This window comes from Lacticaseibacillus saniviri JCM 17471 = DSM 24301, from assembly GCF_001311785.1.
Classification (GTDB): Bacteria; Bacillota; Bacilli; order Lactobacillales; family Lactobacillaceae; genus Lacticaseibacillus; species Lacticaseibacillus saniviri.
Genome location: NZ_BBBX01000008.1, coordinates 50,400 through 67,070, shown reverse-complemented (window position 1 = coordinate 67,070; position 16,671 = coordinate 50,400). Strand labels below are relative to the sequence as shown.

Annotated in this window: 15 protein-coding genes and 1 pseudogene; 12 read left to right on the top strand and 4 right to left on the bottom strand. The window is 46.4% G+C overall.

Features of this window, described 5'->3' with window-relative positions:
* Positions 1–344 precede the first annotated feature (344 nt).
* From JCM17471_RS05795 to JCM17471_RS05735, 12 genes and pseudogenes are all read left to right on the top strand, one after another.
* Positions 345–1,463, top strand: coding sequence for a hypothetical protein (locus JCM17471_RS05795; protein WP_054777173.1), 1,119 nt, complete (start codon positions 345–347; stop codon positions 1,461–1,463).
* A complete protein-coding gene (locus tag JCM17471_RS05790) occupies positions 1,436–4,270 on the top strand; it encodes a hypothetical protein (protein ID WP_054777172.1) in 2,835 nt (944 codons plus the stop codon). Before JCM17471_RS05795 ends, JCM17471_RS05790 begins: the two co-directional genes overlap by 28 nt.
* 187 nt (positions 4,271–4,457) lie before the next feature.
* On the top strand, positions 4,458–5,132 hold the full coding sequence (locus JCM17471_RS05785) for a class A sortase (RefSeq protein WP_054777171.1): 675 nt from the start codon (positions 4,458–4,460) through the stop codon (positions 5,130–5,132).
* A 364-nt stretch (positions 5,133–5,496) separates the two neighbouring features.
* Entirely contained in the window at positions 5,497–6,198 is a 702-nt protein-coding gene (locus JCM17471_RS05780) for a WxL protein peptidoglycan domain-containing protein (RefSeq protein ID WP_054777170.1), read from the top strand.
* Positions 6,195–6,491 (top strand): DUF3324 domain-containing protein, encoded by a 297-nt coding sequence (locus tag JCM17471_RS05775; protein WP_054777169.1) that lies wholly within the window; start codon positions 6,195–6,197, stop codon positions 6,489–6,491. The genes JCM17471_RS05780 and JCM17471_RS05775 overlap by 4 nt, the downstream gene beginning before the upstream one ends.
* 18 nt (positions 6,492–6,509) lie before the next feature.
* Positions 6,510–7,538, top strand: a complete 1,029-nt coding sequence (locus JCM17471_RS05770; protein ID WP_054777168.1) for a WxLIP family cell surface protein — start codon at positions 6,510–6,512, stop codon at positions 7,536–7,538.
* The gene (locus JCM17471_RS05765; protein ID WP_054777167.1) at positions 7,535–8,626 is read left to right on the top strand and encodes a WxL protein host-binding domain-containing protein; all 1,092 of its coding nucleotides are present in this window, start codon (positions 7,535–7,537) and stop codon (positions 8,624–8,626) included. The genes JCM17471_RS05770 and JCM17471_RS05765 overlap by 4 nt, the downstream gene beginning before the upstream one ends.
* Before the next feature lie 328 nt (positions 8,627–8,954).
* On the top strand, positions 8,955–9,611 hold the full coding sequence (locus JCM17471_RS05760; protein WP_156321621.1) for a hypothetical protein: 657 nt from the start codon (positions 8,955–8,957) through the stop codon (positions 9,609–9,611).
* Positions 9,514–10,353: a WxL domain-containing protein gene (locus JCM17471_RS05755; protein WP_056992788.1), complete on the top strand. Its 840-nt coding sequence runs from the start codon at positions 9,514–9,516 to the stop codon at positions 10,351–10,353. The genes JCM17471_RS05760 and JCM17471_RS05755 overlap by 98 nt, the downstream gene beginning before the upstream one ends.
* A 180-nt stretch (positions 10,354–10,533) precedes the next feature.
* A pseudogene (locus JCM17471_RS05750) lies at positions 10,534–11,465 on the top strand (DUF3324 domain-containing protein).
* 4 nt (positions 11,466–11,469) lie between these two features.
* Positions 11,470–12,273 carry a WxL domain-containing protein gene (locus JCM17471_RS05740; RefSeq protein ID WP_054777162.1) on the top strand — a complete coding sequence of 268 codons (804 nt, stop codon included), beginning with the start codon at positions 11,470–11,472 and terminating at the stop codon, positions 12,271–12,273.
* Positions 12,274–12,301: 28 nt separating this feature from the next.
* The gene (locus JCM17471_RS05735) at positions 12,302–13,108 is read left to right on the top strand and encodes a WxL domain-containing protein (protein WP_162208365.1); all 807 of its coding nucleotides are present in this window, start codon (positions 12,302–12,304) and stop codon (positions 13,106–13,108) included.
* Positions 13,109–13,711: 603 nt separating this feature from the next.
* On the opposite strand, the gene JCM17471_RS05730 is transcribed toward JCM17471_RS05735, so the two are convergent.
* From JCM17471_RS05730 to JCM17471_RS05715, 4 genes are read right to left on the bottom strand one after another with little or no spacing between them, the layout of a single operon-like run.
* Complete coding sequence (locus JCM17471_RS05730) at positions 13,712–14,359, bottom strand: WxL domain-containing protein (RefSeq protein ID WP_054777160.1); 648 nt, start codon at positions 14,357–14,359, stop codon at positions 13,712–13,714.
* A 25-nt stretch (positions 14,360–14,384) separates the two neighbouring features.
* Complete coding sequence (locus tag JCM17471_RS05725) at positions 14,385–14,585, bottom strand: hypothetical protein (RefSeq protein WP_054777159.1); 201 nt, start codon at positions 14,583–14,585, stop codon at positions 14,385–14,387.
* Between the two features lie 2 nt (positions 14,586–14,587).
* On the bottom strand, positions 14,588–16,192 hold the full coding sequence (locus tag JCM17471_RS05720; protein WP_054777158.1) for a hypothetical protein: 1,605 nt from the start codon (positions 16,190–16,192) through the stop codon (positions 14,588–14,590).
* Positions 16,189–16,521 carry a hypothetical protein gene (locus JCM17471_RS05715; protein WP_054777157.1) on the bottom strand — a complete coding sequence of 111 codons (333 nt, stop codon included), beginning with the start codon at positions 16,519–16,521 and terminating at the stop codon, positions 16,189–16,191. The genes JCM17471_RS05720 and JCM17471_RS05715 overlap by 4 nt, the downstream gene beginning before the upstream one ends.
* Positions 16,522–16,671 lie beyond the last annotated feature (150 nt).

Below are 16,671 nucleotides of genomic sequence, written 5' to 3'. Positions count from 1 at the left end.
GGTGCTTTTTTTGTCTCAAAACGGGTGTGTCCTTTTTAAAGTATAATTATTATATTTTTTGACAATTAATGAAAGCGACGGCAGCGCCTTCATGGTCCAGCATTTCAGTTTGATTCATATTACAGGAAGATTGTGCTTATACCTCTTGGAATTTCAATTCATTATGCATTAGATGGTGAAGAAGACCATAATTTTAGTTTCGTATAGATCTATAAATTGTTTATTATATATAAAACGAAAGTGCAATATTTGATTTTTTGACCGACCGGTGTAAATATAGACCTGTAAATAACATTATTCGCATGAATTAATTAAGATGCGTTAACTGGTTTGGAGGGATCAACATGCGAAAGTGGCAATTAGGTATCGCACTCCTAATGAGTGCCATCGCTTTGGCTGTGGGCTCACCACACACAGTAGAGGCCAAGCTAGCACCAGGGATTCAGGATAATACGGCTGGAAACGTTGATAAGATTACTAACATGCGAAATACGCCTTCAGGTGCTCCTTATGCATCGGATGAAGGCATTATGGCTAAAACTGCCTTTGGAACGGGGAAATCCATCTCAAACGGTAAGCCCGGGCAGAATGACAATGTTGGTAGCCCTGTCGATATTCAGATTGGGAATATGGACCCTGTCAGTGCCGGATCCACGGGCAATTGGTTTGTAATGAACTATATCGATGCACCTAACACACCGAACTTTATGTATTTCAACAATCAAACTGATGCGACAAATTTCACACCGAAGAATAATGATTATGGCAATATCACCAATAAAATGACGACCAATACAAGTTCGCGAACGCTCAAGCCGGGGTCAAATTATGATGGTGGTTATCTAAATGTCAGTGGTAATGTGCCTGTTCACGTTGTTATTCAGAATACAGGATATGCGGTTGACTCTCTACTACAAGGTAATTGGGGGGTTATGGTTAAGGTTACATTGCCGGATGACTTGGACATTAAATCTATTGCTAACGCCATCATGTGGGATAAGTCATACTTTTATCTGGATATCGGTCTCGCGGCCATTCCTGGATTATCGAGTATCAAGGTTAATTTCCCGCTCCAATTTGACCATCATGTCTATGAGGATCCAGATGATCCAAAGAGCTTTTTCTTAAAAGTTAAGGGGATTCCATACAACCTCTCAACCGAAGTTTACGGCGCTAAAGTTCCAATCATTGGTTTTCTTGCTAGCAGTAAGAAGGCTTACTTTATTCCGAGACTTCCCGTTGATGTGCCTGATTTGAACAACAACAAGACGATCAACGGACAGACGACTGCCAATGTATCGGATTTAACTTCGGTCACTGCTGGGGGCACTACCTTTCAAGGTAATGTCAATCAACAAGGTGGGACAAGTTCACTTTGGGGGTTACCGTTTATATTGTTTTCAGCGGGACCTGTGGCGTCGCTGAATAATTTGGCATGGCCGCAACGCTATTTAATGCATTGAGTCAATCTGGCCGGCGAACTGATGTTGGTGCCGTTTCAGGAATTATTAGCGGATTGTCAAGTATTCTCACCGGAAATGGTTTTGATGGGAACGCACGCATTAACTTTAATATTGATATGAGCAAATATAATGGCGGGATTGATTCGCGATATCGTCCGCTGACAAAGGGCAGACTATTTCCATCGCCAAGAGCTGACGGGCAGTTTAATCCAAAGCCTGACGATCCAACCAATGTCTCTAATAACGTGTTCATGACTATGTATCCATCAAGTAGCATGGTTGATCCAAGACAGGCCGCACCAAATTTTGCGGCTGTCGCCCAACAAGATCGTGCCGCTAATGCGGATAGTCCTGGTGGTGATCTTGGGCCAAACGCCAACTTGGCAGCGTTGGCAAAGGTTCCAGGGACAACACCAGTTGATTTCGCGGTATTGAACAAGTCTTTAGCGGAAACACCACAGACAACTTATGGTAACTACAAATCTGCCGTGCCATTCAAAGTGGTCACTAACTTAACGTCGTGGAATTCATTTATTGTGCCATACGACAATCGCCAAGACACAACGACGAATCCTGTTACGTATTACAAGACGATTTTACCTAATACGCCACCAATTCCAATTGAGGGTAACTCTCAGGTCGGCAGTACGATTCTCAATCGGACTGCGCAACCTGACTTTTATCAGGATGGTGTATTTGTCAATACGGGGACTGCCTACAAGGGCGTCAGTGATGATGCCTATTTAGGGACATCTGATACGGAAATTAATGCTGCCCTTAATACAGTGCCTAATCTGGCTAAGGGATTGACGGGTGCTGTCACACCTAAGCGATACACGCGGGCGTATAGTTATTTCAACTTTAATCCAAACGATTCAACATCAGTTGGGACAAAAGTTGATCCTCAAGAAATTACCAGCAATGCAAACGTGACGTTCCAAGCCACTGATAAAGATGCCACGACTGGGCCAACCTCGATTGTCAATCCTTCATCGGTCACAGGCAATGCATCGGCCAGTGGTGGCAATGTTACTTCACTATTGGGCAATCCGACAAAGGACGCTTGGCAATTGACTGGGAAATATGCAGCCAAGGATCCAACAACAGGCGCGGTCACAAATATTCCAATGCTCTCGGCACCGCTGAAACTGAGTCAACAGATTCAGGCTAAGACAGGAAATGATGATGACAAGACTTTGGCCATCAAACGCTCGGATATTGCAGATGGCAAGACATTTACTAAGACGTATGATAGTGCTTGGAGCGACCCGTTTGTCACGGATAATACACCAGACGATATCGTGCTGAGTACGACGAAGAATGGCACGACAACCAAAGAAACAATTGGCGAGATTACATCCAGACAGGCCGAGTTAGCACCGATTATGTTTATCTTCAAGACGGGAACCGATAAGTCAACGGTTAGTCGCGATGCCACAACGAATACATTGACTGTCACCATCTCAATCGGCAGCGCAGACACCTACAATCAATATGATTTGGCATTTGTGCCACACAAATTGCAAATTGCGACAACGGATGGCACCAGCGGGTATTGGAATGCACAATTGGCTGATGCAAACGCCGGCCATTTCTTGTTGAATGTATTGATTGCGGATGACATTCAAAAGACCGTTGCGGTGACGAATTACTTCTACAATAGTTCAGCCGACTTATCGACTAATCCACTGACGGATGCATTCACACAACAATTCGTGGGTGCAGGCCAAACAGCGACGAAAGTTAATGTCAAAGGTATTTTCCACAGCAATAGCAATGTCGTCCTGAATGACGTAGATTTGTTGATACCGCAGCCTGCTGGCATTACACTACCATCGACCTTGCAAGTGAATAACAAGGATGGATCCGCCACCGGCAAGACATTTACCCAGGTCGCAGATAATCCAACCCTTGTTTCTGGCTATGTTCACTATCGGTACAGCGGCGCTAATTTACCCGCATTACCAAGCGGTGAAGACCAATCCAAAGGCGCTGAGATTTACTACAGCTACACGATGACAGTTGACGCGACTAAATTAGCCGGTGACACTACACCGTTGACCACTGAAGCCATCAGTACGGCTAACAATAAGCTGACTTACATGGGTGAAGCCAATACCATCAGTCTGGTTAAGTCGACAGGTGTGCAACTGTTATCGACGCCAAATCTGAACTTTGGTAAGACGTGGAATGCCGATGGGACACCGCAGCCTTATCCACTGACTGGGGAGTCTACGGCAAATGACGTGCAATTTACGACGAAGCCGAATACACCGGTTGATTTCCTTTTCCAATATCTGGATGGGAATACAACGCAGACGCCTAATGATAGTTGGTCATTAACGGCTTCACTATCCAACTTTGTGAATCAAAACGATTCAAGTGCTGTACCGCAATCTGGATTTAAGATTGACTATGGTCGCGGTGAACCTACCCAAACGAATGGGACGATTATAATGGCGGACAGTTATCTGACTAACGATGGCCGTGTTAATACCGGTATCTTGTCTGGTGATACGGGCGCGTATGCAGGCAAGACGGTTGGCATGGAACACACAGCTAACACCATGACATCGGATAATTCTTCAAGCGTGCTGTACATGTCAAATGACTTGTACGAAAATCGTTATCTGCAGCCTGGCACTTCACAGTTCAAGATTCGGTACGATATGACTGATACCGTTAATGGTGTGACGACACCTAATCCTGCTGTTAAACTAACGGTACCTAAGGCAGCTTTTCAAACAATTAAGTCTGGCACCTATGTTTCAACCGCAAGTTACACCGTCAACAACGCACTGCAATAACCTTGAACGCCGATCGCACATCATTGTGCGGTCGGTGTTTTGGTTACCGGTGAAATTAGCTAAAATAATGGCGGTCAAAACCAAGTAAACGGATAGATAATGTTACATTTTTGCTGATACGGGGTAAATGTGGCACAATAACGGTATCAATATGAGCGCATTGTGATAAACAAAAGGAGGATGCAACGTGCGAAAGATTTTTCGGCTGCGCAATATTTTGGCGCTGGTTATCCTGTTGTTGGGTGTCGCATTGATCTTCTCTGACCAAATTGAACGATACGCGATTGAACGTTACACCGCGTATTACCTGAATAACACCACGGCAGAGACCATCAAGGCCAATCAGAAGAAGAAGGGGAATTTCAATTTTGCCAAAGTGAAACCGATCGGGATGACGAATGTGGTGCAAGCCGCTGTCGATAAGCCCAACGTGCTAGGCAAGATGGCGATTCCTGATGCAGGGATGTACCTACCGATTCTGAATGGCTTGTCTGACAACAATCTCGCAACAGGTGCCGGTACCATGAAACAAGATGAGGAGATGGGCAAAGGCAATTACGCCTTGGCTGGGCACTATATGACCGAAAACGGCCCGCTGTTCTCAAACCTCGATAAGGTCGCAATCGGCCAAGGGGTGTACATCACCGATATGACCAACATCTATGTTTACAGGGTGACCTCAGTCCAAACCGTCTACCGCAACCAGACGCAATGGGTCGATGATGTGAAGGGCCATAAGACGATCACCTTAATCACCTGTGCTTCTTCTCAATTGGACGAAGCCAATCGATTAGTGGTTCGCGGTGAATTCGTTCAGAAGATTCCTGCAACCAAGGAACGATTGAAGGTGTTCCGGATTTAGCAATATAGAGTGCGAATCCACCCGGGTTGACTGTGAGCACTAACGAGACTCATGAAGCAATCATGGTTTCGATGATCGTCGTGAGTCTGGTTAGGCGCAACAGGCAGGGGGGATGAGCATGTTTAGAGTGCGACAAGTCCCGGTCCGCAATTGAGCACGAGCAGGCTTCGAGCGAATGGCCAGTTATGGCACAAGTGACAAGTGGCTCGGCGGAGATTGTTGGGACTTGGAACACGGTTAGGTTTCATCGTTCAGCAATGAGCGCTCATTGATTCTGCAAAATCATGTGATGTGATGGCGCAACTTTAGCGTGTGACTTGTCACACGCCCTACATAATTGAGTAACAAGAGAGGAAGATGACTTTTGAAACGGCAATGGTGGATTTGGGTAATCGTACTCATCGGATTAATCGGTATCAGTCAGCCAAACACGGTAAGCGCTGCCGGTAAAGGGATGTACGCGGTGCAATACCTACCGACCAAGGAGCAACGGAACAAAGATCTCAGTTACTTTGATATGGATGTGGTCGGTAATCATGAATACCAGTTGCGTGCACGCATCTTGAATATTGGGACCAAGCCGCTGACGATTACTGTGCAAGTAACCAATGGCTATACCAACAAAAATGGTCGTATCAGCTATGACCAAGCCAATCGCAAGTTAGTGAATGGCAGTCACGGATTAGAAGGCATGGTAACCAGCAAGAAGAAAGTTTCGGTGCGTTTGCAACCAGGTAAGTCACAAGAAATCAGCTTTACGCTTAAGACACCGGCCCTCAAATCAAAGGGGATTTATGCTGGTTCAATCTTGACGGCATCGGACATTGGCTCAGATGATAGCTCAAACTTTCAGATCAAGAATCGGATTCAATTTGCGACCGGGATTGTTTTCCATTACGGGACAGGTGAACCACTACCCAAGCTGAGTATTGACAGTCCTGCTGTGAAGTTGGTGGATGGTCAATCACAGGTCCAATTCGATCTCACGAATGCGGCATCGATTAATACCCGCAACTTGCAACTCAAGGTACAATCGACCGCATCAGTGACAAGAAGAAGCACGTGAAGTCATTTGACTACCCTGATTACAGCCTGGCACCACAATCTAAGATGACAGTGAGTGTGCCAACTAATCGGCTGAAGCCTGGTACTTATCGGCTTCACGTCACCGGTAAAGCTAAGAACCCGGCCAGCGTGACCAAGACGATGACGTTCCATGTCTATCAAGGTGGCGTCACTCGGACTAAGCGTGAATTGACCAAGAAGCCAAGCAACAAGCTCTTGTTGTGGCTGGCTGCGATTCTCGTGATTGCATTAATTGGCAGTGCCGGTTGGTTATTACATCAACGGCAAAAATAAAAAGGGCGGCGAATAACTGTGAAGAAACAACTGAAATGGTTGCTGATGGGCCTGATGATGGCCAGCGTGGCACTGGTTTTTGGCCGCGTTCAGCACGTACAAGCGGCTGGCTCGTCTTTTGTATTGACGGTGGGCGAAGCAAGCAACACGCGCAATAGCAATTCGGGCTACTATGATTTACTCGTCAAGCCCAATCAACAACAGACCTTGAAGTTCACAATTAAGAGTGTTGTGAATACGGATCAGAACGTGACGGTGCGCGCAACGAATGCGAACACTGGCTTGAATGGTGGTATCGGGTATTCGGATACGACTGATAAACCTGACAAGTCGATGAAATATCCGTTCACAACGTTCGCACCGAAGAGTACCACGATTCCGTTGAAGGCCGGCGAAACCAAGAACGTGACCTGGAAGTTCGTGACCCCGAATGCGGATGTGCAGGGGATGATATTGGGTGGCTTACTCGCGACATCTGATTACATGGATGACGGCGGGCAAAAGGGCAACGTTCAATTCAAGAATCAATTCGCCTATGCCGTGGCTGTGGCGATGTCATTCCAGAATCCTATTAAGGTAAAACCAGATCTGCAGTGGCAACAGGTGGTGCCAATGGTCACAGGCTCGCGCGCAGTGGCGCAAATCAGTTTCTTGAATCCACAACCCAATTACTTCAATCAAGGTACAGTGAAGACAACAATCAGTGCCCTGAGTGGCGATAAGAAATCTGCCACAACAACGGTGAAAGATTTCTCCGTTGCACCCAATACGCAATTCAATTATCAGATTGCCTTACCTTATGGCCAGCGATTAGTGGCTGGTGACTATCGGATCAAGATGCGTGTGGACACGATGTCTGGGTATTCATGGACGTTTGACAAGAAATTCACCATCTCGCAACAAACAGCGGATCGTTTGAATAAGAAACTCGGTATCAAGCCTGATAATACTTGGATGTGGTGGGTTATCGGGGGCTTGATTCTGATTCTTGTCATTCTCGGATTCGTCATTGTTTATCGGATGGGGACAAAGAAGGGAAAAGAATGAAGCATAAACTCGTTTGGGCTGCCGCCGCCGCTTTTGCGTTGGCGGTTTTTGGCCCTCATCAGACCGTTTCGGCGGATATTGACAATCTGGCCGTGACACCGGTTGTGGCAAATACGGATGTGACCGATCGATTCGAGATTGTCGGCCAACCGAACAGCAACCGGCAATTGAAGCTGTCACTCTCGAACTTCTCCAGTGCACCGATGAGTCTGACAATCACACCGACCAATGCGACCGTGACGAGTACCGGTGATATCGGCTACAGTCAGATTGTGAAGAAGGCCCACTATGGCTTGCCCTATGTGCTGAATCAAAAGGTCAAGACGCAGACCATCAAATTGGGTGGTAATGACAGTCAAACATTGACATTCAATGTGCCCCTTCCAGCCAAAAGCTTTGATGGTTTAGTCATGGGTGGCTTCCACGTGTCGCTGAATGGGAGCCCAGAGCAGTTCGTGGATGTGCCACTGTTGATGACCATGACGAATCAGGTGCCAACACCGAAATTCATCTTCAGTCAAATCAAGGGGAATAGTTACAACAAACAAACTTATCTTCAAGTAGATATCGCTAACCTGAAGGCTGTGGCGTTGAAGAATGTGAGCTATAACATCACTGTCAAGAGCGATGATTGGTTGAGCAAGATTGGAATCGGTAAGCAACGCTATCAGGCGATTAAGTCTGGCGTCAGTGTTGCGCCCAATGCCGCATTGCCGATCCCGATTAACTTGCACGATCAACCCGTTAAGGCTGGCAAGTATCAGATTTCTGGTACGGTGCAGGTCAATGGGCAACGCTGGCATATTGCAACCGATGGTACCGTCAGTGCTGAATCCGCCAAAACAGCGAATGCGCAGGATCCTAACTTGATTCACGACTATACCATTTACTTTATTTTGGGGATTGCAGCACTTGTCATTCTGATTATTGTGATTAGCATTATTATGTTTGGACGTAATAAGCACAAGAAGAAAACCGCTGCAACTAAGAAAAAAGCTAAATCTGCAGCCAAGAAACAAGAAAGTAGTACGGAAACTGAGCAAGGTAAGCCGGATAAGCAAGATAGTAAACAAAACGAGAAAGATTAGTTATCACTTTTCCCGGTATATAAGCAAATTCATATGGAAGATTCCAGAATTCATAAAAATTTCTTTTAAAAGTTGGAATATTTTCGCATAAATTCCATGTTATGCTTTATACATCGATGAGGGATAGGACACCAGAGTTGATAAACCCAAGTCTTGAAGTCCTAAGCATTGAATAAGAGGTAACATGAATAAGCAATTCAATGTTCAGGGTTACAAAGTTTGAATTTTTGATGACTCGGATGTAATATCTTGGAATCGTAGTGAGTTGACATCTTAAACGGAAGGGGGCGCAAAATCACAAATGAACACAAATCACCGATTTGCTTGGATGAAGAAGTGGGGCGTATGGCTGGTCGTTGCAATTGCATTAGTCATCGCCGTAGGGATCAAGATGGTCACTGCCGACGATGTAACTGCTGGGAACTACCTGGTTGCTGATACCGGATCGACATCATTCAAAAAGTCAGTTTCTGACGTGTGGTTATTGGTTGATAACACCAACAGTAATAACAATGGTAACAATGGTGGCGACAACAATGGTAACAACGGCGGCGATAATGGCGGTAACAATAATGGTGGCGACAACGGCAATAACGGTAACAACGGTGGTAATTTACCGGGTACCGGAGGCCAAAACAACGGCAACCAGACAAACAACAACGGGAATCAAACCACTGGCAACAACGGTAATAACTCAGGATCGAATGGTAACGCATCACAACCAGGAGCGAATGGCGCATTGATCGTTGGTGGGAAGACAAATCTTCCTTCAACTGGTGTGAGTGATTCAACCGGAATTAAGGTGCTTGGCAGTTTATTTGTTGGTATTGCTATCCTGATCGTTTCAGTTTCTCAACTTAATTACAAAAACTTAGGAGGTTGTTCTTATGAAGACAACAAAGCTTATCTCTCTTACTACATTGGCAAGTGTCGCATTACTTGCTATCGCTCCAGCCGCAGGCGTTCACGCTGCTACAGCCGCTGATGGCAAGTCTGTGACATTGGATCAACAAGGTGTTTCTGGTATCTATGATTCAGGCAAAGGTGCTCAAGCTAATAAAAATGCCAATACAGCAGTAGCAACAGAAAGTTCATCAGCTGTTTCTGATGTATGGGCACATGTAACAAGTGGGTACTTAACACTTGATGCTGTTCCTGACTTATACTTCGGTACTGTCACTGCGGGTCTGCCTGCTGGTCTTTACAGCAACGATACCGTTCGGGACAACGATGGTAATCAAAAGGGTGTCTTACAGGTTACAGATTCACGTAGTCTTAGTGGGCAACAGGGCTTAGGCTACCTGTTGACTGCACAATTAGGTGCCTTCCATCAATATGCAACAAAGGAAGCAGCAGAAACTGGTACTGACTCAGCTGATAATTTAGCTAAAGGGACATGGGAATTGGATCTTAAGGGTGGCGTTAAGATGAACGACACAACTGGGAATCCATCCGATGTCGCTCTTAACAATGTTGATATCATTGCTGGGACCAACGCTGCTGGACAAACAGCTGGACAAGCTGGTGCTGCAGGTCAAGTTATCAAGGCAACTGCTGGCACAGGCTTTGGGACTGTTCAACACATCTATTCTGATCAAAAGGATGCTACTTTACATGTTCCTGAAGAAGCAACAGAAGGATACTATGTTGCACCTTTGACATGGACCCTTAAGGCGAGCGCTGATGCTACCGTTAACGATCCAGCACCAACAACACCACAACCATAAAATAATACACTGGCGAATCGCAAGATTTGAAAGCCGGGCGGTCGAATGCCCGGCTTTTTTAAGGATGAGGAATTGTGAAGCTACAAAATTTTAATTGGGTTAACGTTATTTCTAGGTAGCTGTTTTGGTCTTCAAGCTACTGGTTCCACAGTATATGCCGCTGATGGGCCGGACTACGTATTGTCTCCCGTCTCTGCCAATAAAGCTCAGAGTGTTGGTAATGGATATTATGTCATCCGTACGGAAAATGACCGTGTCCAGCAAATCAAGGTTAATATATTAAATAAGCGTTCCACGACTTTGAAGCTCTCATTGTCTGTCAATACGGGCTATACACAAGATAGTGGTGTTTATGCTTGGGATTCAGCAAAGATTCCTAATGATAGTTCATTAAAGTATAAGCTGCGTGATTATGTTCAGCCCAAGACAATGACCGTTTCAATTCCACCAAAGTCTACTAAAGAGGTGGGCTTTACGCTAAACGCGCCGGCTAGTTATTCCGGTGTTCTTATGGGCGGGATTACATCTGTTCCCGATGGTGGTAAAGAAACTGGTGTGAATGGGAATACAGCCCTCAAGATCAAATACGCGTATGGATTGCCTATCTTTTTAAAGATGGATAATGTCCGGGCTGTGCCCAATATGTCTGCCAATTCGGCTCGTGGTGGCTTGTATGCAAGCAAAACAGCGGTGTTAGCAAACATTGAAAACAACAAGCCAGCTTTACTGGCGAATGCGACTATGAAATTGTCTGTGACACGGCGTGGTGAAAAAACGTCTTGCATACGGCAAACGCTACTGGTCTGATGATTGCTCCCAACTCGAACTTCACTTATCCTATCAGCTGGGGTGGTCAAAGATTAGAGGCCGGTGACTATACCTTACACGGGACTGGATCGACTGGTGGTCAAAGTTGGAAATTCACACGTAACTTCACGATTAGTGCCGCTGAGGCGGACCAATTGAACCAGGAAGCTGGATTCAAACCTGATTACACTTGGTTATGGATTACCATCGCTATCCTTGTTCTCATCATACTCGGGCTCCTGATTTACTGGTTAGGGCGCCGGAGCAACAAAAAGAAAAATAGTGCCAATGAAGAGGAGGAGTAAGATTATGAAGACAAAAGTTTTATTAGCTAGTGTCGCTGTTTTAGCAGGTATTGGTGGTTTGGGTGCTGCGCAGGTTAATGCGGCGGATGATCCAATGACTAATCAAGTTGATGCAACGCCAGGTACAATTACAGAAACTCAGCCTACTGGGACTGGGACTTCAAACGCAACAATTACATTTGATGCCGGCTCGTTGAAATTGGTAGATGTGCCAAGTTTTGATTACGGACACCATGCACTGAAAACAGCAGAAACGTTTGATGCCTTTCCAGCTGAAGAGGATGGTGGCAATCGCACTATGACTCCTATCAGCGCTAATGCTTATTACGATGGTGCGGTGACTCCGGCTCCAGCAACGCCTGCTGCTAATAAGTTGGATCGTGCCACCACTTCTTTCTTGCATGTACAAGATCGTAGTGGCGCTAATGCTGGTTGGAATGTCACTGTTCAAGGTACTGTGCCTGTGAACGGGGCTACACAGCTCACAGACGCAACAATCACCTTCGCGCATAGTAACATTGCTAACTATTGGGTCGCACCTGGTAGCGCTGATGGTAAGTTGACTGCAACTGACGATGTTACCACGGCAGATAGTAAAGTTTTACTTCAAGGCACGGATGTATCGAAGAGCACTGCGGTGCCCGTGGCTTCACTGGACCCTTCAAAGGCTTCTGCTGCAGCTGGTGGGGATTTCTACACCGATTTCAGTAAAACAGGCAGTTCACAGATGTATGTACCTGCTAAAGTTCAGAAGAGCGGCACGTTTACTTCCACATTGCTTTGGACTTTGACTGCGGGCGTCAAGTAATCACAGTTTAATTTACAGGTGACTGGGGGTGAGCAATATTCGCAGGAAACTTTTACTTCTAACTGCAACTTTGGGGCTATTGTTCACAATCAGCCTACAGAGTAATCATGTACTTGCTGATGACACTTCAACATTTCAAGCGACTACAGGTGTGAATGTTGACGAGGGACAACCTGCTCAAAGTAATGCAAATCTCACGCTAGTTGATGGTGGCCTTCAGGTCACGGCGTCAAAAAACTTTAATTTTGCACCGCGCCCAATGAATTCTGCTCCATTCATGGTTTTTAGCGATGCGCTAAGTTTACAACCATCTTATGCTGATGCAGCCAGTGCGCCTGATCGTATGGTTACGGTCACCAATCGGACGACGAGCAGCGGTTGGACGTTATCGGCCCAGCTCTCTCAGTTCGAGTACCGTCCAGATGCCGATAGCAGTTGGAAGGCATTCAATGGGATTGATAGTTTGGATTTGAAGCAGGCCACAGTTTATCAAGGTGGGTTAGTTAATGTTAATTCAAATGGATCTCCCGGGGAATTTATTCCGATGAGTCAGGATTTGACGAATGGGCCTAATTCTCTCACCGCTGCATCGCTGGTTCCTGCGAAGGAAGGGAATCCACCGACGCAGCCAAGTGATTCTACTGAAACTGATTATCAGCCAACCTTTGGCCAAGAAACAAAAATTTGGCAGGCCGATCCTGGCAAGGGAGACAACGCTTGGTCCCTTGTATTTGATACGAATGATGCTATGCGGCTCGAATTCCCCACGGCTAATCAGCAGGTCGGTGATTACCATGCGCTGATTCGTTGGATTGCAACAGTTGGTGTTGATTAATAAATAAAAGACTTCCTATCTGTTTAAGGTGGGAAGTCTTTTTGGTTCTTTGTCAAACTCTGTTGGAAAACCTTTCTATTCATGATGCACTTTCCGTTCTGGAAACTGCTTTTTATGCGGTCAGTTGATGGATTCATTTGAGTGTGGGTCAGTCATGGCGATAAGACACCTCGTATGTGTTTCTTGATGGGGGAGATTGCTTGATTCAATGGTGTGCCGCCGCCCATGGTACGGCCGTAAAAGCGGATTTCGAGTTGCTCAGGGCTTCGATTCATGCATGAATGCGTGATGGCGTGATATATAGGTTTCATATGCCGTCTTGAGTTGTTCACTGGTTGTTTGCTGGGTGATGTATTTCATTCAACCCTCGCATATAGTGCGTTTAATCGCATCTGAGTTGGTTATATGAAACAGCCGTCAATTGTCTTCGTTACTTCCATATCTGTGTCTGGTATACCAGAAGAGATAGGTTAAGATTTAAATTGGACATTGAACTCTTGCCTTGCTTCTTGGGTTTAGACACTAAGTGGCACTGACTGGGAAGTCTTTTATCCCACAAGCAAAGCCCCGACAACCTTCAAGATTGTCGGGGGCTTTAATTTGTTATGCCGGTGTTGCTGAGAGTGTCCATGTGATGCCTGCCGTGTATTCCTCAGGTAGCACACGATCTGTTTGATTGAGCGAGAAGGTTGTCGCATCTGGGTCAAACGTGATTTGATTGACACCCTGACCAGTGGCTTTAATGGTTGTGCCTTTTGCTCTGGTATCCCAGAATGGCACGGTACTACCGGTATCCAGAGAAAAGATGCGCTGTTGAGAGTCATCGGTGAGCGGACCAGGCGTGAGTGGATTGCCGAAATCATGCTGCTTGTCGATAGGCAGCCAGGCGAGATGTAATGTTCCCGAGATGGGTTGGCCGCCTTCTGCTGTGGTCGTGAGGGTGCTGAGGGATGCGGATAGCAACCATCCGCTACCCGATCCGGTGTAATCTGTCACCGTGAGATCAGGATTAGTGATGGTGTCAATCGATGCAGTGAGATCATCGTTCATGAGGGCACCGGCGGATTGAGTTTTGAATGCGAAGACTGGATTGGCCGAGACAATCGGTTCTGCGTCACCATCAACAACCATGGCGAAGTCAGAAGGCTCATCGATGACGGCCGCATCCGCCGCTTCGACAGCCAATTTTGGCAGTGCAATGATACCGAGCGATAATGCCGTCGTGATAGTCAGTAATTTGAGCGAGAACATGAGAGAGCTCCTTTCGTGAAGTCGGTTAAGGGGCAACGGTTAAGGACCAAACGGCTGTTGATTGATAAGTACCGCGCTGGACTAGTGGCATTTTATCGTCAAAATGGAGAATCGCAAGGACTGAGCCCGCCCCAACATCGAACCCAGCTTTTGGCGTGGTGTTGGAGCTGATCAACTTCGCAGAGTCAGAGTTCATAATATCGGTACTCTGGTTGTTATCTGCCACACTTACCGGTGCTGTGTTGCTTGGCCAATATGAGACGGGTGAGTTATCTGCCGACGCACCAGTCGTGTTGAAAACGCGATATGGGCATGACTCGAGAAGGGGCCGGCGTCACTTGTGAATGGCGAGACCGAGACGGCGAGGCGCCACTTGCTGGTGGCTGAACTGTCAACGGTCAACTTAGCCTGTTCATTATCGGGCGATTGCATGGCTACCAGTTGGTCATCGACCGTTGCAAGGCCAGTTGTCGGGTCATTGAGATCATTAACATTTTGGAATTCAGGAAGATCTGTACTAGTGAACTTGCCCGTGCTGAGTTCAATCACAGATGGATTGGCACTGCCGCCACTGATCAGACTATGGAGATTGATGAATGCGAGCGAGGGCACCTGTGATAGGGTTGGTGAGGCGGGGACATAGGTTAATCCGGTATTAAATAAGGTGTAGCCAACACTGAATGGATCGGTCGCAGTTGTATCTGTGTTTTGCAAGTGAATCTGCGCGTTATCTCCAATAATGATTCCGGCATCATCACTGTAGGTGCGGCTCTGTGTGATTGGAAGATCAGTCTTATCAATTGGACCGACATTCATCGGAATCACAAATTTGATTGACCCCGACGTTCCTTTGGTAAAGCCTTTAATGCCGGACAAGATGATTGTCGCTGGGTCTTTGCGCGACGTTGCCAGGGTTGCGGTGCCAGTTGAGCCATCGCCATAGGTCACAGTGATATGGGTTGAAGTGGGGAGGAAATATTTGTTCTTGGTGAGTTTGATACTGAGCGATTGCCCATTTGCTGATGGCCAGTTGGCACTGCTACTGTTATCATAGGTGACATTATAGTTGTAGGCGAGTTGATCACTCGGACGCAATTGCGTGCTCGCTGTGACCGCAGTGGTGCCCTTGGTGAGTTTGACCGTGCCACTGGCATTGACTGTGCCTGGAATCGAGTGGAATGAGACAATCGCATCCTCATTCGCGGTTGTACTAGTCGAGCCAGTAAAGCCAACATAGACGTTATTGGTGCCGAAGATGGTGGTGATATCGCTATTGGTCCAGTGCACCGTATTGACACTGACGCCACTGGCTTGGTCCTTATCGGTATTGGAAACCCGGTAAGTCAATGTGCCACCACTGTTGTCGGCATCTCGATCCCAAACAACATCAAAGTTATGCCAAACTGGTTCGCTAGCGGGTGAGGCGAGGTAGACACCTGAGCTATACGGGATTTTCTTCATGCCGGTCTGGACATTATTGAAGTTGATTTGCCCGATATATTTGTCACTGGTGGAGGTGCTGTTTGTGTTACTAGCGAAATAATAGCTGTTGGCGAGGCCAGGATAGGCTAAACCGATATATTGGTTTGTCTTATTGCCAGGAAGTTTGCCATCGAGTGTTTTGTCGAAGTGCGTATCGAGTGTGACTATGGTGCTGGATGGTAAGGCAGCCTTCAGGTAGTCACTCGTATCTGCATTCGTGCTATTATATTCCCCGGCCCACACGCCTAGTTGTGCACCGGGAGTCAGTGGCGCACTTGGCTTCTTACCAGATAATGCTAAGGTCATCCCATCACCACTGGCAAGACTCGATTGTTGCAGCAGCACATTCATGCTGACGGATTGATGCTGTTGGTGAGATCGAAAATCGGACTTTTACTCCAGATAGCACCGTTTTGGTTGTTGGCCGCTTGGGTGACGGCCAAGCCAACATTCTGAGTTGTGCCGCCAGCCGTCTGTGTGATGAGTTTTGATGTGCCCAGCGTCGTAAAACTATCGCCAAAAGGCACATACCCAGCCGTTCCCGACGTGATATCTGGTGGTGCGGTATAAGTTGTGTTGTTGAGTGGATTCATCCAATCTGTAGCCGCATGTGCCGTTTGGGTTGAGGCACTCATGCCGATGATGAGACCACTGAATAGTAATAAGTGTCGCAGTGTCATAAACTGCCCTCCTGTTAGACTTAATAAAGTTCATGTCTGATACTAATATAGTCTAACACTAATGAAGGTTTAATTATGTTCATATTTCAATAGAATTTATATTATTATTTGGAAAATAATATGCAAAATTCGAATGGAATTATCTATAAT

Coding starts and splice junctions, on each gene's coding strand:
- JCM17471_RS05795 (WP_054777173.1), top strand. CDS start 345: ATGCGAAAGTGGCAATTAGGTATCGCACTCCTAATGAGTGCCATCGCT.
- JCM17471_RS05790 (WP_054777172.1), top strand. CDS start 1,436: ATGGCCGCAACGCTATTTAATGCATTGAGTCAATCTGGCCGGCGAACT.
- JCM17471_RS05765 (WP_054777167.1), top strand. CDS start 7,535: ATGAAGCATAAACTCGTTTGGGCTGCCGCCGCCGCTTTTGCGTTGGCG.
- JCM17471_RS05760 (WP_156321621.1), top strand. CDS start 8,955: ATGAAGAAGTGGGGCGTATGGCTGGTCGTTGCAATTGCATTAGTCATC.
- JCM17471_RS05755 (WP_056992788.1), top strand. CDS start 9,514: ATGAAGACAACAAAGCTTATCTCTCTTACTACATTGGCAAGTGTCGCA.
- JCM17471_RS05740 (WP_054777162.1), top strand. CDS start 11,470: ATGAAGACAAAAGTTTTATTAGCTAGTGTCGCTGTTTTAGCAGGTATT.
- JCM17471_RS05730 (WP_054777160.1), bottom strand. CDS start 14,359: ATGTTCTCGCTCAAATTACTGACTATCACGACGGCATTATCGCTCGGT.
- JCM17471_RS05720 (WP_054777158.1), bottom strand. CDS start 16,192: ATGAATGTGCTGCTGCAACAATCGAGTCTTGCCAGTGGTGATGGGATG.
- JCM17471_RS05715 (WP_054777157.1), bottom strand. CDS start 16,521: ATGACACTGCGACACTTATTACTATTCAGTGGTCTCATCATCGGCATG.